Origin of the sequence: Micrococcus sp. 116 (assembly GCF_902506395.1) — a bacterium.
GTDB classification, from domain to species: Bacteria; Actinomycetota; Actinomycetes; order Actinomycetales; family Micrococcaceae; genus Micrococcus; species Micrococcus luteus.
Genome location: NZ_LR732370.1, coordinates 2,247,515 through 2,269,958 on the forward strand (window position 1 = coordinate 2,247,515; position 22,444 = coordinate 2,269,958).

The 22,444-nt window shown below is 75.1% G+C and carries 20 protein-coding genes; 14 read left to right on the forward strand and 6 right to left on the reverse strand.

Annotation, left to right across the window (positions count from 1 at the left end):
* Window positions 1-86 precede the first annotated feature (86 nt).
* On the reverse strand, window positions 87-515 hold the full coding sequence (locus tag CITRIK5_RS10525) for a Fur family transcriptional regulator (RefSeq protein ID WP_061867217.1): 429 nt from the start codon (window positions 513-515) through the stop codon (window positions 87-89).
* Between the two features lie 161 nt (window positions 516-676).
* Between CITRIK5_RS10525 and CITRIK5_RS10530 the strand changes: the two genes are divergently transcribed.
* The 4 genes from CITRIK5_RS10530 (at window position 677) to CITRIK5_RS10545 (ending at window position 5,704) form a co-directional block, all read left to right on the forward strand.
* Entirely contained in the window at window positions 677-1,795 is a 1,119-nt protein-coding gene (locus CITRIK5_RS10530; RefSeq protein WP_061867218.1) for a hypothetical protein, read from the forward strand.
* Complete coding sequence (locus CITRIK5_RS10535) at window positions 1,792-3,915, forward strand: PIG-L family deacetylase (protein WP_061867220.1); 2,124 nt, start codon at window positions 1,792-1,794, stop codon at window positions 3,913-3,915. Before CITRIK5_RS10530 ends, CITRIK5_RS10535 begins: the two co-directional genes overlap by 4 nt.
* Window positions 3,916-4,084: 169 nt before the next feature.
* Complete coding sequence (locus tag CITRIK5_RS10540; RefSeq protein WP_159833221.1) at window positions 4,085-5,092, forward strand: IS481 family transposase; 1,008 nt, start codon at window positions 4,085-4,087, stop codon at window positions 5,090-5,092.
* A gap of 42 nt (window positions 5,093-5,134) precedes the next feature.
* Window positions 5,135-5,704, forward strand: a complete 570-nt coding sequence (locus tag CITRIK5_RS10545) for a DUF4190 domain-containing protein (RefSeq protein ID WP_061866747.1) — start codon at window positions 5,135-5,137, stop codon at window positions 5,702-5,704.
* Between the two features lie 9 nt (window positions 5,705-5,713).
* On the opposite strand, the gene CITRIK5_RS10550 is transcribed toward CITRIK5_RS10545, so the two are convergent.
* Window positions 5,714-7,222: an amidase gene (locus CITRIK5_RS10550; protein ID WP_061866746.1), complete on the reverse strand. Its 1,509-nt coding sequence runs from the start codon at window positions 7,220-7,222 to the stop codon at window positions 5,714-5,716.
* Between the two features lie 83 nt (window positions 7,223-7,305).
* On the opposite strand from CITRIK5_RS10550, the gene CITRIK5_RS10555 reads away from it, so the two are divergent.
* Window positions 7,306-7,632 (forward strand): rhodanese-like domain-containing protein, encoded by a 327-nt coding sequence (locus tag CITRIK5_RS10555; RefSeq protein WP_010079684.1) that lies wholly within the window; start codon window positions 7,306-7,308, stop codon window positions 7,630-7,632.
* A complete protein-coding gene (pheA, locus tag CITRIK5_RS10560; protein ID WP_095353943.1) occupies window positions 7,629-8,579 on the forward strand; it encodes a prephenate dehydratase in 951 nt (316 codons plus the stop codon). Before CITRIK5_RS10555 ends, pheA begins: the two co-directional genes overlap by 4 nt.
* A 279-nt stretch (window positions 8,580-8,858) precedes the next feature.
* On the opposite strand, the gene CITRIK5_RS10565 is transcribed toward pheA, so the two are convergent.
* Window positions 8,859-10,037 (reverse strand): diacylglycerol kinase family protein, encoded by a 1,179-nt coding sequence (locus CITRIK5_RS10565; protein ID WP_123244263.1) that lies wholly within the window; start codon window positions 10,035-10,037, stop codon window positions 8,859-8,861.
* A gap of 43 nt (window positions 10,038-10,080) precedes the next feature.
* Between CITRIK5_RS10565 and serS the strand changes: the two genes are divergently transcribed.
* Both serS and CITRIK5_RS10575 read left to right on the forward strand, forming a co-directional pair.
* Entirely contained in the window at window positions 10,081-11,364 is a 1,284-nt protein-coding gene (gene serS / locus CITRIK5_RS10570; protein WP_123244264.1) for a serine--tRNA ligase, read from the forward strand.
* A 125-nt stretch (window positions 11,365-11,489) separates the two neighbouring features.
* Window positions 11,490-12,299 (forward strand): HAD family hydrolase, encoded by an 810-nt coding sequence (locus CITRIK5_RS10575; protein ID WP_044659867.1) that lies wholly within the window; start codon window positions 11,490-11,492, stop codon window positions 12,297-12,299.
* Window positions 12,300-12,326: 27 nt separating this feature from the next.
* Here CITRIK5_RS10575 and CITRIK5_RS10580 read toward each other — a convergent pair whose 3' ends face one another.
* On the reverse strand, window positions 12,327-12,956 hold the full coding sequence (locus CITRIK5_RS10580; protein ID WP_123244265.1) for a hypothetical protein: 630 nt from the start codon (window positions 12,954-12,956) through the stop codon (window positions 12,327-12,329).
* An 89-nt stretch (window positions 12,957-13,045) separates the two neighbouring features.
* Entirely contained in the window at window positions 13,046-13,633 is a 588-nt protein-coding gene (locus tag CITRIK5_RS10585) for an inorganic diphosphatase (RefSeq protein ID WP_123244266.1), read from the reverse strand.
* 220 nt (window positions 13,634-13,853) lie between these two features.
* On the opposite strand from CITRIK5_RS10585, the gene CITRIK5_RS10590 reads away from it, so the two are divergent.
* Genes CITRIK5_RS10590 through hpt form a run of 4 tightly spaced genes read left to right on the forward strand, consistent with a single transcriptional unit; the run spans window position 13,854 to window position 18,200 of the window.
* A complete protein-coding gene (locus CITRIK5_RS10590; protein WP_233569944.1) occupies window positions 13,854-15,164 on the forward strand; it encodes a D-alanyl-D-alanine carboxypeptidase/D-alanyl-D-alanine-endopeptidase in 1,311 nt (436 codons plus the stop codon).
* A 34-nt stretch (window positions 15,165-15,198) separates the two neighbouring features.
* Window positions 15,199-16,431: a zinc-dependent metalloprotease gene (locus CITRIK5_RS10595; protein ID WP_123244268.1), complete on the forward strand. Its 1,233-nt coding sequence runs from the start codon at window positions 15,199-15,201 to the stop codon at window positions 16,429-16,431.
* The gene (tilS, locus tag CITRIK5_RS10600) at window positions 16,418-17,599 is read left to right on the forward strand and encodes a tRNA lysidine(34) synthetase TilS (RefSeq protein WP_123244269.1); all 1,182 of its coding nucleotides are present in this window, start codon (window positions 16,418-16,420) and stop codon (window positions 17,597-17,599) included. Before CITRIK5_RS10595 ends, tilS begins: the two co-directional genes overlap by 14 nt.
* Before the next feature lie 49 nt (window positions 17,600-17,648).
* Window positions 17,649-18,200 (forward strand): hypoxanthine phosphoribosyltransferase, encoded by a 552-nt coding sequence (hpt, locus tag CITRIK5_RS10605; RefSeq protein ID WP_002858265.1) that lies wholly within the window; start codon window positions 17,649-17,651, stop codon window positions 18,198-18,200.
* A gap of 41 nt (window positions 18,201-18,241) precedes the next feature.
* Here hpt and CITRIK5_RS10610 read toward each other — a convergent pair whose 3' ends face one another.
* Complete coding sequence (locus CITRIK5_RS10610; RefSeq protein ID WP_123244270.1) at window positions 18,242-19,306, reverse strand: type IV toxin-antitoxin system AbiEi family antitoxin domain-containing protein; 1,065 nt, start codon at window positions 19,304-19,306, stop codon at window positions 18,242-18,244.
* A gap of 394 nt (window positions 19,307-19,700) precedes the next feature.
* Between CITRIK5_RS10610 and ftsH the strand changes: the two genes are divergently transcribed.
* A complete protein-coding gene (gene ftsH / locus CITRIK5_RS10615) occupies window positions 19,701-21,791 on the forward strand; it encodes an ATP-dependent zinc metalloprotease FtsH (protein WP_095353932.1) in 2,091 nt (696 codons plus the stop codon).
* A gap of 17 nt (window positions 21,792-21,808) precedes the next feature.
* Complete coding sequence (folE, locus tag CITRIK5_RS10620) at window positions 21,809-22,429, forward strand: GTP cyclohydrolase I FolE (protein WP_020625291.1); 621 nt, start codon at window positions 21,809-21,811, stop codon at window positions 22,427-22,429.
* The last annotated feature ends 15 nt before the right edge of the window (window positions 22,430-22,444 follow it).

Sequence of the window (22,444 nt, forward strand, 5' to 3'; positions counted from 1 at the left end):
CGGCGGTGTTCTCGGTCATGTGCCACACCTTGGCACGGGCGGGCGGACGGGGGAAGACGCGCGGCCCAGCGGGACGACGCCGGCGGTCACCCTCGGCAGCCGGCGCACAGCCCCCAGTAGTAGACCTCGGCCTCGTCGACCGCGAAGCCGTGGTCCTCGGGGGCGTCGAGGCACGGGGCGGAGCCGGTGCGGCACGGCACGTCCACGACCGTGCCGCAGCCGCGGCACACGAGGTGGTGGTGGTTGTCGCCCGTGCAGATCTCGTAGCGGGCCGGGGAGCCGGCGGGCTGCAGGGAGCGCACGAGCCCGGCCTCGGTGAGCGCGTGGAGGCAGTCGTAGACGGCCTGGTGCGAGGTGCCGGGCAGGGCCCGACGCACGGCGGCCAGCACGGTGGACGCGTCCGCGTGGGGGTGGTCGGCGAGGGCGGTCAGCACCGCGAGGCGGGGCCGGGTCACGCGCAGGCCGACGCCGCGCAGCAGCGTGCGCTCGTCCTCGTCCCGCGTCGTGGTCTCCATGCCAGTCGATCCCATCCGGTTCTCTGGAACATGTCAAGAAAGAGCGGGCCGCTTCGCCCCCGGCGCACCGGCCATTCCCCGCCGTCCCCGTGCTGACTACGGTGAATCCTCGACCCCGGGGCGCACCGGCCCGGGCGCCGTCGACGAGGAGGTCCCCACCCATGGCCCAGCCCGAGCCCGTCCGTCTCGTCCCGGGTGGAGCCGTGGACCGCCCGGCCGAGCAGGCCCTCCTCGCGGCCGCCGCGGCCTGCGGCGGCGACGTCGACGCGATGGTCGAGCTGCTCCGTGCGGCGTCCGGCGCCGCGTCCGACGACGACGCCGCCCCGCTCGACCTGCCGCTGACCGGCGCGGGGCGCACCCGGGAGCAGTGGGAGCTGCTCGCCTCCGTCGCCGCGCAGGACCTCTCGGCCGCCCGCGTGCTCGAGCCCCATCTGGACGCGCTCTCAATCCTGTCCCAGGCCGGCGTCCCCGCCCCGGCCGGGTTGCTCGGCGTCTACGCCTCCGAGTCCGGCGGCCGCACCCCCGCCCTGCGCCCCGTCCCGGACGGCCCCGACACCGCCTGGCTGCTCGACGGCGAGAAGCCGTGGTGCTCGCTCGCAGACCGGTGCGCGGCCGCCGTCGTCACCGGCCGGGAGGCGGACGGCACCCGCCGTGCCGTGCTCGTGGACCTGTCCCACCCCGGCGTGGCCGAGACCGACTCGGCCTGGCCCGCGCTCGGCCTCGCCCCGATCCGCACGGTGGGCCTGGCCTTCGACGCCGTCCCCGGCAACGCCGTCGGCGGCGCCGAGTGGTACCTGCGCCGGCCCGGCTTCGCGTGGGGCGGCATCGGCGTGGCGGCGGTGTGGTTCGGCGGCGCCGTCGGCATCGCCCGCACCCTGCGGAACGCCACCGCCGCCCGCGCGGCCGCCGAGGCCGAGGGCCGCGGACCGGGCCCGGACCAGATCGGCCAGGCCGCGCTCGGCCGCGTCGACCGGCTGCTCCATGCGATGGCCGCCCTGCTCGCCCGTGCCGCCGACGACGTGGACGCCGGCCGCCTGGACCACGGCCGCGGCATGGTCGAGGCCGACCGGATCCGCGGCACCGTGGCGCAGCTGTGCACCGAGGTGATGGACGTCGTCGGGCAGGCCACCGGCCCCGGCCCGCTCACCGGCAGCGCCGCGCACGCCCGCGCCGTGGCCGACCTGCAGGTCTACCTGCGCCAGCACCATGGACACCGCGACGACGCCCGGCTGGGCGCCGCGCTCCTGACCGGCGAGACCGACGGCGGCTGGACGTGGTGAGCTTCTCCCACACCGACGACGGCACGTCCGAGGCGGCCTGGGCCGAGGGCGGCGTCGGTGAGCTGCCGGAGCTGCGCCTGCCCGTCTGGGACGCGCAGACGCTGCTGCTCGTGGCCGTGGCGCACCCGGACGACGAGACCCTCGCCGCCACCGGCCTGATCCGCTCCGCCCTGCGCGACGGGGCACGCGTGCACGTGCTGGTCGCCACCGCCGGCGAGGCCTCCCACCCGCACTCGCCCACGCACACGCCCGAGGACCTGGTCCGGCTGCGCCGGGACGAGATGGAGCACGCCCTCGACGCCCTCGCCGCCGGCCTGCCCGCCTCCGCAGGCCCCGGCTCTCCGGCGCGGGACCGGCTGACGTGGGCGTCCCTGGCCCTGCCCGACTCCGGCGTGGCCGAGCACGAGGACGCCGTGCGCGACGCCGTCGCCGCGGCCCTCGACGCCCACCCCGGCCCCGCCGTGCTCGCCTCCCACGACCCGGGCGACGGCCACGCGGACCACGAGGCCGTGGGCCGGGCCGTCGGCGCGGTCGCGGGCGAGTGCGACCTGCCGCTCTACGCCTTCCCCATCTGGTTCTGGCACTGGGCCGACCCGGCCGACCTGCCCGCCCGCCGCTACCGACGGCTGCCGCTCACCGACGACGACCGTGCCGCCCGCCGTGCCGCCCTCGACGCGCACGCCTCCCAGGTCCGGCCCCTCTCCGCCGCGCCCGGCGACGAGGCGATCCTGGGCCCCGCCGTGCTCGCCCACCACGAGCGCCCGTTCGAGGCCCACCGCGTCTCCGGCCCCGACGACGCCGACGCCCACCGGGCCGCCGCCGTCTTCGATCGGCTCTACCGGGCCCAGGAGGACCCGTGGCGCTACCTCAGCTCGTCCTACGAGGCCCGCAAGCGGGCGCTCACCCTCGCCGCCCTGCCCCGGCCCCGCTACGGGACCGTGGTCGAGGCGGGCGCGTCCATCGGCGTGCTCACCGCGGACGTGGCCGCGCGCGCGGACCGCGTGGTCGGCCTCGAGGCGTCCTCCACCGCCGTCGAGCGCGCCGCCGCCCGGCTGGCCGGCGCGCCGCACGCCGAGGTGCGCCGAGCCGTGCTGCCCGCGGACTGGCCGGCCGACGTCGCCGGCGCGGACCTCGTGATCGCCTCCGAGATTGGCTACTTCCTGCAGCCCGAGGAGCTCGACGCGCTGATCGACGACGCCGACGCCGCGCTCGCCCCCGGCGGCGAGCTGCTGCTGTGCCACTGGCGCCACCCCATCGAGGGCTGGCCGCTGGACGGGGACGCCGTGCACGCGCGCGTCGCCGCCGACCCGCGCTGGCGGCTGCGCACCGAGCTCGTGGAGGACGACTTCCGGCTCAGCCTCCACGTGCGGGCCGCCGCCGCGACCCACGCCGTCGTCGTGGTGCCCGCCAAGGACGAGCAGGAGCGGCTGCCGGCCGCGCTCGCGGCCCTCACCGCCGCCCTGGACCGCTGGGAGGAGCACCACGCGCAGGGCACGGCCGCGGTCGTGGTCGCCGCGGACCGCTGCGACGACGCCACGGTGGCCGCCGCCCTCGAGGCCCGCGCCGCCGACCCGCGCATCCACGTCCTCGAACTGGGGGAGCCGACCGCCGGGCAGGCCGGCGTCGGGCGGGCCCGCGCGGAGGGTGCGCGCCGGGCCCGCGCGCTGTTCCCCGACGTGCCCGCCGAGCGCCTCTGGCTCGCCTCCACCGACGCGGACAGCCGCGTCCCCGCCGACTGGCTGCTGGCGCAGACCGTGGCCGCCGGCCGCGACGAGGCGCTCGTGCTGGGCACGGTGGACGTGCGCCAGGGGCCGCTGCGGCAGGCCTGGCTCCGCGGCTACCGGCACGAGGAGGGGCACGCGCACGTGCACGGGGCGAACCTGGGGCTGCCGTGGTCGCTGTACGAGGCCGTGGGCGGGTTCCCGCCGGTGGCCGAGCACGAGGACGTCGGCCTGGCCGCGGCGGTGCGGGCCCTGGCGGGGGAGCGCGACGGCGGTGACGGCCGCCGGGTGCGCGTGATCGCCACCGACACCACCCGCGTGCTCACCTCGTCCCGCCTGGAGGGGCGGACCCCCGGCGGGTTCTCCGGGCACCTCAAGGCCGTGGGCCGGCCCGGGTGAGGCCGGCCGTGGAACAGGGGGTGCGGGTCCGGGCCGGGTCCGGGGGCACCGCCTAGATGTTGTGGGTCATGAGGTTCTTGACATGGGTACCGGGCTGAGATGAGACGAGTGGGCCTCTCCCGCAGGATGGAAGTTCCTACACCACCGACCTGCCCGAGAAGACCCACTCATGACTCACGCTAACGCACCCCTGACCCCGACCGGCCGTCTCAGGATGGTCCACCGCCACCTGCACGACGGGATCCCGCAGGCGCACGTGGCCGCCGAGTTCCGGGTGAGCCGGCCCACGGTGGCCACTTGGGTCGCCCGCTACCGCGCCCAGGGAGAAGCCGGCCTTCAGGACCTGCCCAGCCGGCCGCACCGTTCACCTGCCCAGCTCGATCCGGTCTTGGTCGCCCAGATCCACGCCCTGCGGCGGGAGCGCAAGTGGTCCGCACGGCGCATCCATCACCACCTCGTCTCCGAGGGCCACCGGGTGTGTCTTCGTACCGTGGGACGGTGGCTGCACCGACTCGGGATCTCCCGCCTACGGGACCTGACCCCGGCCGGAGAAGACCTGCGCCAACGACCCCAGAAGATCACCGCGAGAGGGCCGGGGCACATGGTGCACCTGGATGTGAAGAAGATCGGGAAGATCCCAGACGGGGGCGGCTGGCGCACCCACGGACGTGAAAGTGAAGCAGGCCGTGCTTCCAAGCGCGGGCCTGGCCGGCGGGTCGGCTACACCTACCTGCACTCGGCGATCGACGGGTACACCCGCCTGGCCTACACCGAGGCGTTGGAGGACGAGCGGGCGGCCACGACCGTGAGCTTCTACTGCCGGGCGCGGGCGTTCTTCGCCGCCCACGGCATCACCGTGGACCGGGTGATCACGGACAACGGGAACAACTATCGGGCTGCGGACTTCACCGCGAAGGTGGTCTCGCTCGGGGGCCGGCATCACCGGATCCGCCCCTACACCCCGCGCCATAACGGGAAGGTCGAGCGGTACAACCGGCTGATGGTCGATGAGGTCCTCTACGCCCGCCCGTACTCCTCAGAGCAAGCTCGGCGTGAGGCCCTGGCGGTGTGGGTGAACCACTACAACTACCATCGGCCTCATACCTCCTGCGGAGACGCTCCTCCGGCCTCGTTGGCACCGGCCCGAGTCAACAACGTCATGCCCTCCTACACCTAGACTCGGCACCGGACCGCGACGCCCCGAACCGGAAGGACCGTCATGACCGACCCCCACGCCTCCCACGACCCGCGCCGTGAGGCCACCCGGCCGAGCTGGTACGGGTCCGAGGCCGGTGCGGGCTCCTCCGGCACCGGCTCCTCCGCCGCCGGCTGGCCCGACGCCCCGGCCGGCGACGCCGACCGCGCCGCCTGGGACCGGGCCCCCTCGTACGCCGAGCAGGAGGGGCAGACCCGCCCCGCCTACGGGCAGCCGTACGGCTACGGCCAGGACGCGAACACCGTCCCCGCCTACGGCTACGGGCAGGGCACGCCCGGCCACGGCTTCGGAGCCCCGCTGCAGCCCGGCCAGACCGACGGCGTCGGCCGCTCGGTGGCCTCCATGATCCTCGGCATCATCTCCGTGGTGGGCGGGTTCACGTTCCTCCTCCCGCCGATCGTGGGCGTGGTCCTCGGCCACATCGGCCTCAAGCGCGAGCCCCACGGCCGCGGCATGGCGATCGCCGGCCTCGTGATGAACTACGTGTCCCTCGCCCTGCTGCTGCTCGCCGTCGTGTTCCTCGTGATCCTGGTGATCGCCGGGATCTCCCTGGGCGACTACACCTCGACCTGACCGGCCGGCTCAGCCGGCCAGCAGCAGCTCGAGGTGCGCGGCCAGGGCGAGCAGGGGCGCGGACGTGCCGGGCCGGCCGATGAGCTGGACGGACCAGTTCAGGCCCCGCTCGTCCCGGAGCACGGGCACCGCGACCGCGGGCAGGCCGAGCACGTTGACCATCGAGGTGTAGGGCGTGAACGCGCACTGCGCCTCGTAGTTGGCCTCGGGCTCCATCGCCAGGAAGTGGCCGACCGGCGGGGGCGCGGTGGCCAGCACCGGGGTCATCACCACGTCGACGGCGGCGAACTGCGCCCGCACCCCGCGCGCCCACTCCTCGAGCCGGTGGGCGGCGTCGTCGAGCTCGGCGCGCCCTGCGGCCCGGGCCGTGCGCAGGAAGTGCGCGGCCACCGCGCCCACGCGCGCCTCGGCGTCCTCCGGCAGCGGCGCCCGGAGCAGCCCGGCCGTCCACACCGTGCGGAAGTCCCGGTGGTAGTCCTCGCCGTAGTAGGGGGAGAGGTCCTCGACCGCGTGGCCGCCCGCGTCCAGGGCGGCGGCGGCCTTCGTCAGGGCGGTGACGGCGGGCCGGGCCAGGGAGATCTCGAGGTTGGAGGCGAAGGGCGAGGCCGTGGTGACGCCGATCCGGCGGGCGTCGACGGCGCCCCCGGCCCGGGCGGTCTCCACGGTGCGGCGCAGGTCCGGCAGCACCCGGCCGGGCAGACCCTCGGGGGAGAGCAGCACGTCGTAGAGCAGGGCGGCGTCCTCGACCGTGTGGGCCAGCGGGCCCGACACCGTGAGGTTGCGGACCGTGTCCGCGTGCTCGTCCATCGGCAGCTCCCCGCGACCGGGCTTGAGGCCCACGAGCCCGCACGCCGCGGCGGGGATGCGGATGGACCCGCCCCCGTCCGAGCCCGGGGCGAACGGGAGGATCCCCGCGGCGACGGCGGCCGCGGCCCCGCCCGAGGAGCCGCCCGCGGTGCGGGTGGGGTCCAGGGGGTTGCGGGCCGGCGCCGTCACGAGGTTCTCCGAGTAGGAGTCCAGGCCGAACTCGGGCACGGTCGTCTTGCCGAGGGTGACGGTGCCGGCCCCGCGCAGGCGGAGCGCGAGCGGGTCGTCCTGCGCGGACGGCGGCGCGTCGGCCAGCAGGGCGGAGCCGAATCGCGTGGGCATCCCGCGCACGTCGATCAGGTCCTTGTACGCCAGCGGAAGACCGTGCAGGGAGGCGGGGGCGCCGTCGTCGTCCGGGGCGGGGGAGGTGTGCGGACCGGGCACGGCCCGGGGTGCGACGCGCGGGTGGGCCGCGTCCAGCTCGGCCGCACGGGTCCGGGCGCCCTCGGCGTCGAGGAGGGCGAACGCGCCGAGGTCCGCGTGGGCCTGGGCCGCGGCGAGGGCCGCCTCCGTGACCTCCCGGGCGCTCAGCTCCCCGGCGGCGAGGTCCTCCCGCAGGCGCACGGCCGAGCGGTCCAGGAGCCGGGCCGGGCCGGGGGCGGAGGGGGTGCGGTCGTCGTCGGCGGCGGGTGCGGCGTCGGAGGTCTGCATGCGGCCGAGCCTAACGGGCGTGGCCCGGGTCATGGACGGCGGGGCCTTCCTGGGATGCCCGGGCGGGTGGCTACGCTGAAGCCATGAGCGCCTTCGAGACCGTCGATGTGAACGAGATCCCCGCCGATGCGGCCATCCTGGACGTCCGCGAGGACGACGAGTGGGCCCTGGGCCGCGCCGCCGGCGCCCAGCACATCCCGCTGGGCCAGCTGCCGGACCGGCTCGAGGAGCTGGACCCGGACACGGACTACTACCTGATCTGCCGCACCGGCGGCCGCTCCGCCCGCGCCGCCGAGTTCATGACCGGCCGCGGCTACTCGGCCATCAACGTGGCCGGCGGCTCCGGCGCGTGGCTCGAGGCCGGCAAGCCGATGGAGGCCGACGGCGACGCCGAGCCCACCGTCAAGTGACGGGGACGGACTCCGCTGACGCGACGCCGTCGCGCCTGCGCTATGCCTTCCTCGGCCCGGCCGGCACCTTCACCGAGGCCGCCCTGCGCAAGGTGGTGGACCCGGCCGAGGCCGAGTTCGTGTCTGCGGGCTCCGTGCTGAGCGCCGTGGCGGCGCTGCGCAGGGGGGAGGTGGACCGCGCCGTCGTGCCCATCGAGAACTCGGTGGAGGGCGGCGTCTCCGCCACCGTGGACGAGATCGCCCTCGGGGAGACGCTGCAGATCCTCGCGGAGGTGCACGTGCCCATCAGCTTCGTGCTCGTGGGCCGGCCCGGCGTCGCGATCGAGGACGTGCGGCGCGTGACCACGCACCCCCACGCCTGGGCGCAGGTGCGCGGCTGGGCCGAGACGGCGCTGCCGGGCGTGGAGTTCACGCCCGCCCCGTCGACGGCGGCCGGTGCCGGCCTCGTGGCCCAGGGCGACTTCGACGCCGCCGTGTGCGCCCCGCTCGTGGCCGAGCAGACCGGGCTGCCGGTGCTCGCCGAGCGGATCGAGGACGTGCCGGGCGCCGTGACGCGCTTTGTGCTGCTCTCCCGGCCGACGGCCCTGCCCGCGCCCACGGGAGCGGACAAGACCACGCTGGTGGTGCCGCTGCCGGAGGACCGGCCCGGCGCCCTCGGGCAGATCCTGGCCGAGTTCACCACGCGCGGGGTGAACCTCTCCCGCATCGAGTCCCGGCCGACCGGCGAGGGCATCGGGCGGTACTTCTTCTCCCTCGACCTCGAGGGGCACCTGGCGGAGGCCCGCGTGGGGGATGCGCTCGCGGCCCTGTACCGGGAGTACCCCGACCTGCGGTTCCTGGGCTCGTACGCGCAGGCCGAGCCCGTGCCCACGAGGGTGCCGGCCGAGTTCACCGACGCCGCGTATCGCTCCGGCCGCGCCTGGGTGGAGTCCCTCCGCTCCCGCTGAGGCGGTGCAGCACTTTCGTTCGGGAAACGGCCGGCCCAGGGTCACTTTCGTTCGGGAAACGGCGGCCCCAGGGTCACCTTCGTTCGGGAAACGGCGGCCCCGAGAGACTTTCGTTGCCGAAACGGGACGATCACCACGACGACGGGCCGTCGTCGTGCTTCCCGTCCGCGCGTCGCCCCGGCGCCCGTTTCCCGAACGAAAGTGCTGGGGAAGCCGCCGTTTCCCGAACGAAAACGGTGGGGAAGCCGCCGTTTCCCGAACGAAAGCGGGGACGGGGGGTCAGATGTGCGGGGCCGGCTCCGGGACGGGGGCGGCGGCGGAGACGCCGTCGTCGCGCACGGAGGCGTCGTCCTCGGCCACGAGCATCACGACGAGCGAGTCCGGCTGCACGCGGGCGTCGAGGGCGGTGATGACCCCGGTGGCGTCGCCGTCGAGCTGGGAGGGCATCGGCTCGGCGAACTCCACCTTCACGCGCTGCGCCTGCTCCGTGTGCATCACGGGGATGGAGCTGCGGGACCGGGTCACGGTCTTCACGGCGATCCGCGCCCAGTCGAGCGCGTGCCGGGGCGAGAGGACCATGACGTCGAGGAGGCCGTCGTCGAGCTTGGCCTGGGGCAGCAGCTCGACGCCGCCCGTGAGCATCCCGCAGTTGGCCACCATCACGGTGCGCACCTTGAACCGGCGGGGCTGACCGCCGTCGAGGGCCACGGTCACCTCGTGCCGCTTGCCGCGCAGGTGCCGTATGCCGGCCTCGCTGTAGGCCAGCCAGCCGGCCAGATCCTTCAGCTCATCCTTGGTGTCGCCCATGATGTCCGCGTCGTAGCCGGCGCCACCGATCACGGTGAAGGTCTGCCGGGTGACGCGCCCGTCCTCGTGCGTGAAGCGGACGTCCACGGTGTCGATGCGTCGCTGCCGGCCCCCCACGGCGATCCGCAGGCACTGCTCGACGTCGTTGATCGGCAGGTCCAGGTTGCGGGCCAGCAGGTTCCCGGTGCCCAGCGGCACCACGCCGAGGGCGACGTCGGTGCCGGCCAGCTGCTCGGCCACGGTGCGGACCGTGCCGTCGCCGCCCGCGGCGATCACGAGCCGGGCGCCGGCGTCGAGGGCCTGCCGCGCCATGGCGGTGCCGGGGTCGTCCTCCTGCGTCTCGAGCACGAGCACCTCGCCGAGGCCCTCCGCCTCCGCGAGCCGCTCGAGCTCGCGCCGCACCCGGTCCGCGTGCGTCTTGATGGGGTTCAGTACCAGCGCGACCTCGTGGCGGCCCGTGCCGATGCCGGGCACCTCCTCCAGCCGGCGCTGCACGCCGCCCACCCGCGCGTCGAGGGCGTCCACCAGGAGACGCGTCCGTTGGTGCTGCACGCCGAGGCGGACCTGGCGCACCGCCAGCACCACCACGACGACGGCCAGCACGGCCAGGAGCACCAGGGCGGCCAGCGCCATCCACCACTCGGGAGTCATGCCCCGAGTCTAGGCGTCGGCCCCGCCCGCTAGGCTGGCGCACGTGATCGACGTCAAGGACCTCATCGAGCAGCCCGAGAAGTACCGCGTCTCCCAGGAGGCGCGCGGGGAGGACGCGTCCCTCGTGGACCGCGTGGTCGAGGCGGACGCGTCCCGCCGCTCGTCCATCGCGGGCTTCGAGCAGCTGCGCGCGGAGCAGAAGGCCTTCGGCAAGCGCGTCGCCCAGGCGAAGGGCGAGGAGAAGAAGGCCCTGCTGGCCGAGGTGAAGGACCTGGCCGCGCGCGTGAAGGAGGCCGAGTCGGCCGCCGGCGCGGCCGAGGCCCGCCTCGCGGAGCTGCAGCGTGCCTTCCCGAACCTGATCGTCGACGGCGTCCCGGCCGGCGGCGAGGACGACTTCGTGGTCCTCAAGGAGGTCGGCACCCCGCGCGACTTCGCCGCCGAGGGCTTCGAGCCGCGCGACCACCTCGAGCTCGGCGAGCTGCTCGGGGCGATCGACATGGAGCGCGGCGCGAAGGTGTCCGGCGCCCGGTTCAGCTTCCTCAAGGGCGTGGGCGCGCGTCTCGAGCTCGCCCTGATGCAGCTGGGCCTGGACCTGGCCCTGGAGAACGGCTTCGTGCCGGTCATCCCGCCCACCCTGGTGCGCCCGGAGACCATGCAGGGCACCGGCTTCGACGTCGAGCACGACGACGAGATCTACCGTCTGGAGCGCGACGACCTGTATCTCGTGGGCACCTCCGAGGTGGCCCTGGCCGGCTACCACGCGGACGAGATCATGGACGTGAGCGCCCCCGTCCGGTACGCGGGCTGGTCCACGTGCTACCGGCGTGAGGCGGGCTCGGCGGGCAAGGACACCCGCGGCATCATCCGCGTGCACCAGTTCAACAAGCTGGAGATGTTCATCTACGCCGCACAGGAGGACGCGGAGGCGGAGCACGAGCGCCTGCTGGCGTGGGAGGAGCGGATGCTGGGCGCCATCGAGGTGCCGTACCGCGTGATCGACATCGCCGCCGGCGACCTCGGCCTCTCCGCCGCCCGCAAGTTCGACTGCGAGGCCTGGGTCCCCACGCAGGGCACCTATCGCGAGCTGACGTCCACCTCGAACTGCACCACGTTCCAGGCCCGCCGTCTCAACATCCGCGAGCGGGTCCGCACGGAGGACGGTTCCAAGGGCGGCACCCGCATGGTGGCCACGCTCAACGGCACCCTGGCCACCACCCGCTGGATCGTGGCGATCCTGGAGAACCACCAGAACGCGGACGGCTCGGTCACCGTGCCCGCCGCGCTGCGTCCCTACCTCGGCGGGATGGAGCGCTTCGAGCTGGTCTGAACGGACGACGTCGTCCCCCGCGGCGCCGGTCGCCTCGCCCGCCCGCCCCGCGGCGCCCCTGCGGCGCCCCTGCGGTTCACCCGCGCGTCGCCGTCGTGTCCAGGCCGTGTGGTTGGGTGGAGGTCATGACGAAGAAGCTCGTGTGCCTGGACGTGGACGGAACGATCGTGGACCATGACGGCCATCTGCATGAGCCCGTGCGCGCGGCCGTGCGGGCCGTGCTGGACGCCGGGCACCACGTGGTCATCGCGACGGGCCGCTCCCGCGCGGCCACCCTGCCCGTGGCCCGCTCCCTGGGGATCGGCGCCGGCTTCATGGTGTGCTCCAACGGCGGCGTCACGCTGCGCCTGGACCCCGAGCTGGAGGAGGGCTACGAGGTCACGGACCTGCGCACCTTCGACCCGCGCTCGGTCCTGACCCAGCTGCGCCACCGCCTGCCCAGCGCCAAGTACGCGCTCGAGCTGCCGGACGGCACCTTCCGCTCCACCGAGCGGTTCCAGGACATGTCCTTCGGCGTGGCCGCGGAGGGCGTCACGTTCGAGGAGCTCATGGACACCACGGCCGTGCGCCTCGTGGTGTTCTCCACGGACTCCTCCGCCGAGGAGTTCGGTCGCGCGGTGGAGGGCATCGGCCTGTCCGGCGTGACCTACTCCGTGGGCTGGACGGCGTGGCTCGACGTCGCCGCGGCGGGCGTGACCAAGGCCTCCGGGCTCGAGGCGCTGCGCACCGTGCTGAAGGTGGCCCCCGAGGACACCGTGGCCGTGGGCGACGGCCGCAACGACATCGAGATGCTGCGCTGGGCCGGCCGCGGCGTGGCCATGGGCCAGGCCGTGGAGGAGGTCGTGGCCGCCGCGGACGAGGTCACCGGGCACGTGGACGAGCACGGGCTCGCCACGGTGCTGCGCTCGCTCCTCGAGGAGCCGGCCGCGGCCTGAGCGGCGCGACCGGCCCGGGCCGCCGGGTCAGCCCCCCGCCAGCGTGAGCAGCCGCGCGGCGGCGGGGCGGCAGGCGTGCTCCTCGTTCCAGTAGGAGCGCTGCACCGCCTGCGAGACGGCCTGCGCCGTGATCCCGAGCGCGGCGGCCGCCGGCTTCTGCTGGCCGCGCACGCCGGGCACTAGCAGGTCCAGCACCGCCCACTCGGCGTCGGTCCGGGACCACACGAGCTGCCCGACGAGTCGCAGCACGGCCTCGGCCTCGGCGGCCGCCTCCTCGTCGCGGCCGCGCACGGCCAACGGGATCCGCGCGGTGGACACGGTCGCCGCCTCCACGGCCCGCCGCGCCGCCGCGAGACCGGGCCCGCCGGCGTCGTGCAGGTCCCCGGAGGCGGGCGCGCCCGCCGCACCGTCCGCGTGCGTCACCGTCCCGACGCCGACCCCCACGTTCCAGCGGCGCTGCCGCAGGGCGCGCAGCGCCACGTCCACGGCGACGCGCGGGTCCTCGACGGCGCCGATCAGCTCGTCGCCCACGGCGCGCTGGAACGGGAGCACGACGGCGTCGTCCAGCCCCGGCACGTCCTGGAGGGCGCGCAGGAACGTGTCCACGCGGTCGCCGGCGTCGAGGGTGTCCCGCTGGTTGATGGTGAGCACGAACATGGTGGTCGATTCTGCCAGCCCGCAGACGACGCCGGCCGCCCACCCCGAGGGGTGAGCGGCCGGCGTCGCGCGCGTGGGCGGTGCGGGGATCAGCGGCCCTGGGGCTCGTCCGTCGCCTCGCCCTCCTCGGTGGCCGGCTGCGCCTCCTCGGTGTCCACCGCGCGGCCCTGGGGCTCGTCGGTCGGGGACTCCTCGCCCTGGGCGTCGAAGCGCTGGATGGACGCCTCGAGCTCGGCCTCGGCGGCCGCGCGGCCCTCCCAGCCCTCGGCCTTGACCCACTTGCCCGGCTCCAGGTCCTTGTAGCGGGTGAAGAAGTGCTCGATCTCCTGCTTGAGGGACTCCTCCACGTGCTCGAGCTCGGTGATGTGGTCGTAGCGCTTGTCCGCCGGGACGCACAGCAGCTTGGCGTCGCCGCCGCCGTCGTCGGTCATGTTGAACACGCCGATCGGGCGGGCCTCGACGACGCAGCCCGGCACCAGGTCGAAGCCCGGCAGGTACACGAGGGCGTCCAGCGGGTCGCCGTCCTCGCCGAGGGTGTTCTCGAAGTAGCCGTAGTGCGTGGGGTACTGCATGGAGGTGAAGAGCACGCGGTCCAGGCGCAGGCGGCCGGTCTCGTGGTCGAACTCGTACTTCACGCGGGAGCCCGCGGGGATCTCGATGGTGACGTCGTGCGCCATGACTCTCCTTCGCACAGAGGGTGGGGTGTCCGGGCGGCGCGGCGCCGCCCGGCGGTGCTGCCGTCAGCCTACCGGGGGCGTCCGTCATGATGGACGCATGGGACAGGTGGACACGGGGCGCGCTGGGCGTCGGGATCGACGCACGGAACACCGCCGGAGCCGCTCGCTCCCCGCCGTCCTCCTGGCCGCGCTCGCGGCCGTCCTGGTCGCCTGCGGGCCCGTGACCGCGCCGCCGGCCCCGTCGAGCGCGCCCGCCGCGTCGACGACCGCCGCGCCGACGTCGACGTCCCCGTCCGCCGGCCCCACCGCGGCCGAGGTGGCGGCCGCCGTCGAGCCGGGGCTGGCGACGTCCCCGGGCACGGTCTCCGCCGAGTTCCGCGACCTCGCCACCGGCGAGGTGCTCTACGCGCGGGACGCGGACGAGCCCGTGGCCCCCGCGTCCTCGCTCAAGGTGCTCGCCGCCGCGGCCATCGTCTCCGCCCTGGGTCCTGAGACGACCCTGCAGACCACCGTGGTGGCCCAGCCCACCGCGGACGGCGCGGCCACCGAGCTGGTGCTCGTGGGCGGCGGCGACGTGCTGCTGGGCACGGGCGCCTCGGACTCGACGCACGTCTCCGGCCGCGCGGGCCTGCGCACCCTCGCGGAGCGGACCGTGGCCGGGCTGGTCGAGGACGGCGTCACCGGGCGGGTGGTGGTCAGCACGGACCTGCGGCTCTTCACGGACCGGACGGCCCTGAACCCGCGCTGGACGTCGGACATCCCGGAGAGCGGCAACATCGCGCCGGTGCAGCCGTTGGCCACCTACGGCGGCCGTGAGGCCCCCGGCACCGGGGAGGACCGCATCGAGGCCCCGGCGCAGTTCGCCGCGCTCACCTTCCAGGCCGCGCTCGACGACGCGGTGGCCGCCTCCGGCGCCGACCTCGAGGTGGGCCTGCGGGACACGTTCCCGGCCACCGAGGTGCCGCGCGCCACGGTCCTCGCCGCCGCCCCCGTCGCGGCGGTGGAGTCCGCGTCCGTGGGGGAGCAGGTCGCGTACCTGCTGGCCCACTCGGAGAACCAGGTGGTCGAGGCCCTGGCCCACACGGCCGCGCCCGCCACGGACCTGCCGGCCACCCACGAGGGCGCCACGCGGCTGCTGACGGCCACCGCCGAGGACCTCGGCGTGGACACCGCCGGGATGGCGCTCGTGGACTCCTCGGGCCTGTCCCCGGACAACCGCGTCAGCGCGGGCCAGCTGGCCGGCGTCGTGGCCGGGGTGGCCCGCACACCCGCCCTGGGCACCGTGCTGGAGGGCCTGCCGCGGCCCGGCGAGGACTCCACCCTGGGCGACCGGTTCCCGGATGCCCCCGCGCGGCAGGCCGTGGCCGCGAAGACCGGCACGCTCGACCAGACGGTCTCCCTCACCGGCACCGTCACCACGACGTCCGGGCGGGTCCTCGCGTTCAGCATCATCTGCTCGGATCTGCAGTGGAAGCTGGAGCCCGCGCGCGCGGCGGTCGACGAGGCCGTCAGCGCCGTCGCCGGGCTCTGATCCGAGGTTCGGGGCCTGTGATCTGATGGAGCCCATGAGCGACGACCACGCGACCGACCGCCCCCGCACCGCCGCGGACGCCGAGCCGGGCGCCACCGCCGAGCCGGGCCCCGCCGTCGCCCACCCGGTGGACTGGGCCTTCGCAGCACGGACCGCACGGTCCCTCGCCGCCGCCGGGCCCCGGTTCACGCCGCGGGAGGCGACGCGCGAGGCGGAGGGCCTGCGCGCCGCCGCGGAGGCCGCCGTGCCGCACGTCCACCGCCTGACCGGGCTCGAGGCGGCACGGGACCTGCGCGACTCGCAGGTGCTCGTGGTGGACCGCCCCACCTGGTCGCGCGCCGCCACCCAGTCCTTCGCCACCCTGCTGGACCCCACGTTCGCGCATCTGCGGGACACCCGGCCCCGCGAGCACGCCGCCGCCACCACCCGCGTCACCCGGCACGCCACCGCCCTGGAGATGGGCGGGATCCTCGCCTGGATGTCCGGGAGGATCCTCGGCCAGTACGACCCGTTCATCGCGCTGCCCGGCCCCGGGGGGACGGCGGGCGGCCCCGCCGGCGGACGCCTGCTGCTCGTGGCCCCGAACGTCGCGCAGGTGCGCGCGGAGATCAACGTGGACCCGGCGGACTTCCGCCTCTGGGTGTGCCTGCATGAGCAGACCCACCGCGTGCAGTTCGCGGCCGCGCCCTGGCTGCGCGAGCACCTGCGGGCCGAGATCACGGCGCTCACCGTCGGCCTGTTCGACAAGGCCGAGTCCCTGCCCGAGCGCCTGCGCACCGCGCTCGCGGCGGCGAACCCGCTGGGTCGGGAGGCCGACGCCGGCCGGACTGGGGCGCGGGACGGACACGACGCGCAGGACGTGGCCCCGGCCCGCCCCGCGCCGGGCCTGCTCGGTGCGATCCAGGACGAGGAGGACCGGGAGCGCCTGTCCCGGCTGACGGCCGTGATGTCCCTGCTCGAGGGGCACGCGAACGTGGTGATGGACGGCGTCGACTCCTCCGTCGTGTCCTCCGTCAAGACCATCCGCCGCCGCTTCGACGAGCGCGGCGACCGCCGCTCGCCCCTGGACCGCATGCTCCGCCGTCTGCTGGGCATGGACGCCAAGATGGCCCAGTATCGCGACGGTCAGAGGTTCGTGGCCGCCGCCGTGGCCGAGCTCGGCATGGCCGGGTTCAACGTGGTCTGGGACGCCCCCGAGCTGCTGCCGAGCGAGGCCGAGCTCCACGCCCCCGAGACGTGGGTGGCGCGCATCCGTGCCCAGGCCTGAGGCGCGGGACCCGGGGCCGACGCCGGTGGGCGGGGTCGGCGGCGTGCCCGCGGTCGGCGCGTGGCCGCCGCGCACCCGCTGGCCCGAGCCCCTGCACCGGGCCGTCGCGGCGGTGCGGGAGGCCCTGGCGGGCGACGGGACCCGTCGCGCGGATGCCGTGCCGGGCCGGGCGGGGAGTCGTCCCCGCGGCCTCGTCGCCCTCTCCGGTGGCGCCGACTCCCTCGCGCTCGCCGTGGCCTGCGCCGTCCTCGTGGGCACCCGGGAGGGTGCGCGGCTCGGCCCGATCGGCGCGGCCGTGGTGGACCACGGGCTGCAGTCGGGCAGCGACACCGTGGCGGCGGCCGCCGCCGACGTCGCCCGCATCCTCGGTCTGACCCCGGTCACCGTCACGCGGGTCGAGGTGGCCCGCACCGGCGACGGCCCCGAGGCCGACGCCCGGCGTGCCCGCCGGGAGGCCCTCGCCGCCGCCGCCCGGGACGCGGGGCAGGGGGGCGCCGCCGTCGTCCTCACCGCCCACACCGCCGACGATCAGGCCGAACAGGTCCTCCTCGGGCTCGCACGCGGCTCCGGCACGCGGTCCCTCGCGGGGATCCCGGCGCGCGGGACGCTGCCGGGCGGGGCCGCCGTCGTCCGCCCCCTGCTGGGCCTGACCCGCGCGGACACCGAGACGATCTGCCGCTGGGCCGGGCTGACCTGGTTCGAGGACCCGCACAACCGCGATCCCGCGCTGCTGCGTTCGCGGGTCCGCACCCGCGTGCTGCCCGCGCTCGAGGACCCCGACGCCGGCCTCGGCCCCGGCGTGCGGGCCGGGCTGGTGCGCACCGCGGCCATCGCGGCCGAGGACGCCGCGGCCCTCGAGGCATGGGCCGGCGCCGAGGTCACCCGGCTGCGCGTCGACCCGCCCGCCCGGGACCCGCGCGTCGTCTCCCTGGATCTGGACGCCCTGGCCGCGCTGCCCGCCGCCGTGCGCCACCGCGTGATCGCGCGCGCCGCCCGCGCCGCGGGAGGGCAGGCCCCGCCCCGCGAACGGATCCTCGCGGTGGACGCCCTCGTGACGGGCGCCCGCGCGGGGGGCACGTCGGCCGGTCCGGTGGAGCTGCCCGGCGGGGTGGCCGCGCATCGGGCGTGTGCCAGACTGGACCTCATCCCCTGCCTGCCCGGTCCCTGACTGCGGCCCGGCCCGGCATTCCCGCACGAGCACTCACCAGGAGCGGCGCATGGACGCACAGGATGTCCAGAACGACCTCACCCACGTCCTCATGTCCCGCGAGGACGTGCAGGACACGATCACGGACCTGGCCCGCCAGATCGACCGCGACTACGCGGACAAGGACCTGCTCATCGTCGCCGTGCTCAAGGGCGCCGTGATGGTGGTCGCCGACCTCACCCGCGCCCTGCACTCCCACGTGGAGCTGGACTTCATGGCGGTCTCCTCCTACGGCTCCGGCACCAAGTCCTCCGGCGTGGTGCGCATCCTCAAGGACCTCGACGCGGACCTCACGGGCCGGCACGTCCTGATCGTCGAGGACATCATCGACTCCGGCCTGACCCTGTCCTGGCTCAAGGCCAACCTGGAGTCCCGCGGCCCGGCCTCGGTCGAGATCTGCACCCTGCTGCGCAAGCCGGAGGCCATGAAGGTGGACATCGACGTGAAGTACGTCGGGCGGGACATCCCCAACGAGTTCGTGGTGGGCTACGGCCTGGACTACGCGGAGAAGTACCGCAACCTGGACTTCGTGGGCACCCTCGCCCCGCACGTGTACAGCTGACCGGGGGCCCGGCCCGGCGTGGCCGCCGCAGCAGCGACCTGTCACGTGAGCGGTCGCTCTGAGGTGCCATTCACGCCCCATTCCGACTCCTTGCGTGACAGGTCGCCGGCGTCCCCGAGGTGACGGCGCACCTCCACGATCACGCGCGTGAATCCGCGGCGAGCGTCGGAGGAGGACACGGTGATGTTCCGGTAGCCCCGTCGCTCGAAGGCCGCGTTGCGCTGCACGTCGCGGTCGATCTGGCGATCCGCGCCGTGGTGGCCGCCGTCGTAGTGCAGGGCCACTCTCGCCTGCCGATAGCCCAGGTCCGCCGTCGCGGGGTGGTGCAGGGAGAACTCCGGGTCCCAGACCTCGAGCTGCAGTGCGGGCTCGGGGAGCCCGGCGGCCCTCAGCGCGAGCCGCAGCCGCGTCTCCTTCGGCGAGTGCGCCCCCACCCGGACCAGTGTGGCGGTGGTGCGGAGCCGTCGTCGTCGGTTGTGCGCGGACGGGCTCGCTTCGGCCGCCTGGGCCAGGGCCGCCCGGGTCCGCTCGGCGGCGTCCGGGCCGCCGGACAGCTGCGCCCGGCGGACGAGATGGTCGCCGAGGATGACGAGCTCGTCGTCGTCGAGCAGGGCCGAGAGGTCGACCCAGAGACGGGGCGGGGCGGTGACGTACCAGGCCAGGCCGCCGATCCGCACGCGCTCCACGTCCGCGGGCGGGAGCGCTGTTCGGTGGGAGGTGACGCCGGGGAGGGAGAGCTGGCCACGGTCTCGCGGGCGGCTCACGTGGACGTCGTCCCCCGCGTCCAGTCGCTCCGGCAGCCAGATCTCCCGGGCGCGGGCCGCGGTCTGGTGCGACACCACCGTGGTGGCGCGGTGCCGGGCGAGTCGCAGCAGGAGCTCGTGTTGGGTGGCCGAGAGCGGGGTGCTCCACCGGTAGGGGGAGGAGCCGGCCACGGGGCGTTCGACGGCGGCCGGGGTGGCCTCACGCCGGCGGTAGAGGCCCCGGGCGAGGCGTTCGATGTCGGAGCGACGCAGCCGGTTGCGGTCGATGCCGGCGGCCCTCGCCTGCGCGGCGGTGAAGGGACCGTCAGGCAAGGCCGCGGGAAGCGGGGCGGGGCGACGCATGGTGCCAGCCTGGCGCGGTGGGGCGGGCGATGTGCTGGGCCGCCGCCGGCCCGGGGAGGATTTCGGGTGCGCGGGGGCCTGTGCAGGAGGGGACACAGGGGCGCGACCGCAGCGCCGGCGACCTGTCACGCGAGCGGTCGCTCCGAGGCGCCATCCACGCGCCATTCCGACCTCTCGCATTCCCGGTGGGCGTCAAGACGGCGCTGGCCGACGTCGGCGCCGGCCGACCGCCCGCGCCCTGTCCACCTGACGCGAACAGTCAGCGGACACCCGGGCCGGGCCGGTACCGTGGGGGCTTGACCCGGGCGCGACGTCGGCCCTGCGCCGTCCCCGGCCGCACGGCGGCCGCCCCGGGCAGCCCGGCCCCCGCGGCAGACCAGGAGACACTCGGACCGTGAAGAAGCTGTTCAACAAGCCCTACGTCTGGATCCTGCTGGGCCTGCTGGTCCTCGCCGTCGCGATCCCGCTGACCACGTCGCAGAGCGGCCGCACCATGGTGGACACCAACGTGGGCATGGCCCTGCTGAAGGACGACAAGGCCGCGCAGGCCCGCGTGGTGGACGGGGACCAGCGCGTGGACCTCACCCTGCGTGAGCCCTACAAGCAGGACGACCGGGACCTCGGCAAGGAGGTCTACTTCTACTTCGCCAGCGCGCGCGCCACGGACGTGGTCACCGCGGTGGACGACTCGGCCCTGGACGGCTACACGGACGAGCCGGTGCGGAGCAACTGGTTCCTCTCGCTGCTCGGCTTCATGGTCCCGTTCCTGCTCATCGCACTGCTGTTCTGGTTCCTGATGTCCCGCATGCAGGGCGGCGGCGGCAAGGTCATGCAGTTCGGCAAGTCCCGCGCCAAGCTGATCAACAAGGACAACCCGGACGTGCTGTTCAAGGACGTCGCGGGCGCGGACGAGGCCGTGGAGGAGCTCCAGGAGATCAAGGAGTTCCTCACCGTGCCGGACCGCTTCCGCGCGGTGGGCGCCAAGATCCCCAAGGGCGTGCTGCTCTACGGCCCGCCCGGCACGGGCAAGACCCTCCTGGCCAAGGCCGTGGCCGGTGAGGCCGGCGTGCCGTTCTACTCGATCTCCGGCTCGGACTTCGTGGAGATGTTCGTGGGCGTCGGCGCCTCGCGCGTGCGCGACCTCTTCGAGCAGGCCAAGTCCAACGCCCCCGCCATCATCTTCGTGGACGAGATCGACGCCGTCGGCCGGCACCGCGGCGCAGGCATCGGCGGCGGCAACGACGAGCGCGAGCAGACCCTGAACCAGATGCTCGTGGAGATGGACGGCTTCGACGCCTCCACGAACGTCATCATGATCGCCGCGACCAACCGCCCGGACGTCCTGGACCCGGCGCTGCTGCGCCCGGGCCGCTTCGACCGCCAGATCCCCGTGGACGCCCCGGACCTCGAGGGCCGCGCCAAGATCCTCGAGGTGCACGCGCAGGGCAAGCCGATCGCCCTGGACGTGGACCTGCGCTCCCTGGCCAAGCGCACCCCCGGCTACACGGGTGCGGACCTGGCCAACGTGATCAACGAGGCCGCGCTGCTCACGGCGCGCTCGAACAACAACGTGATCGACAACCACGCCCTGGACGAGGCCGTGGACCGCGTGATGGCCGGCCCGCAGAAGCGCACCCGCCTGATGAACGAGCACGAGCGCAAGGTCACCGCCTACCACGAGGGCGGCCACGCGCTCGTGGCGGCCGGGCTGCGCAACTCCGCCCCGGTCACCAAGATCACGATCCTGCCCCGCGGCCGCGCCCTGGGCTACACGATGGTGGTCCCGGAGGACGACAAGTACTCCGTCACCCGCAACGAGCTCCTGGACCAGCTCGCGTACGCGATGGGCGGGCGCGTGGCGGAGGAGATCGTGTTCAAGGACCCGTCCACGGGCGCCGCGAACGACATCCAGAAGGCCACGGACACGGCCCGCAAGATGGTCACCGAGTACGGCATGTCCGCCAAGGTGGGCGCGGTCAAGCTCGGCGGCGGCAGCTCCGAGCCCTTCGTGGGCGGCGCCGCCGGCGGCTCCTCCCGTGAGTACTCCGAGGAGCTCGCGTACCTGGTGGACGCCGAGGTCCGCACCCTGCTGGACCAGGCCCACGCCGAGGCCCACTGGGTGCTCACGGAGAACCGGGACGTCCTGGACCGGCTGGCCTACGAGCTGCTGGAGAAGGAGACGCTGACCCAGGAGGCCATCGCCGCCATCTTCGCGGACGTGCGCAAGCGGCCCGAGCGCGGCGTGTGGCTGGCCTCGGACGACCGGCTCCCGCAGGACATCCCGCCGGTCCTCTCCCCCTCCGAGCGCCGCTCGCGCCACGACGGCGGGGAGCAGACCCCCGTCGGCGTCGAGGGCACCACGGTGCCGGTGCGTCCGGAGGGTGCGCCGCCGTCGTCGCTGGGCGGGGACGCGGCCGGCCCCGGCCTGCCGCCGCACGGCGGTCCGAGCAACACGCCGGGCCCCGGCGAGGGACCGACCTTTTGACCGCGCAGGAGGCCCGCATGACAGCCCACACCCCCGACGACGCCGTCCCCGGCACGTTCGACCCGGACTCGACCGCGGTGGACCGGCCGCGCATCGAGGCGGCGGTGCGGGAGATCCTGCTGGCGATCGGTGAGGACCCGGACCGCGAGGGCCTGGCGGACACCCCGGCGCGGGTGGCCAAGGCGTACGCGGAGTTCTTCGCGGGCCTGCACCAGAGCCCGGACCAGGTGCTCGGCACCACGTTCGACATCGCGCACGAGGAGCTCGTGCTGGTGAAGGACATCCCGTTCTACTCGACCTGCGAGCACCACCTGGTGCCGTTCCACGGCACCGCGCACATCGGCTACATACCCTCCGCCGAGGGCCGCGTGACGGGGCTGTCCAAGCTGGCCCGTCTCGTGGAGCTGTACGCGCGGCGTCCGCAGGTGCAGGAGCGGCTGACCACGCAGGTGGTGGAGGCGCTCATGGAGCACCTGGCCCCGCGCGGGGCGATCGTGGTGGTGGAGGCCGAGCACATGTGCATGTCCATGCGCGGCGTGCGCAAGCCGGGCGCGAAGACCGTCACCTCGGCGGTGCGCGGCCAGCTGCGGGATCCGTCCACGCGCTCGGAGGCGATGAGCCTCATCATGCACGGCTGAGGACCACCGACGGCG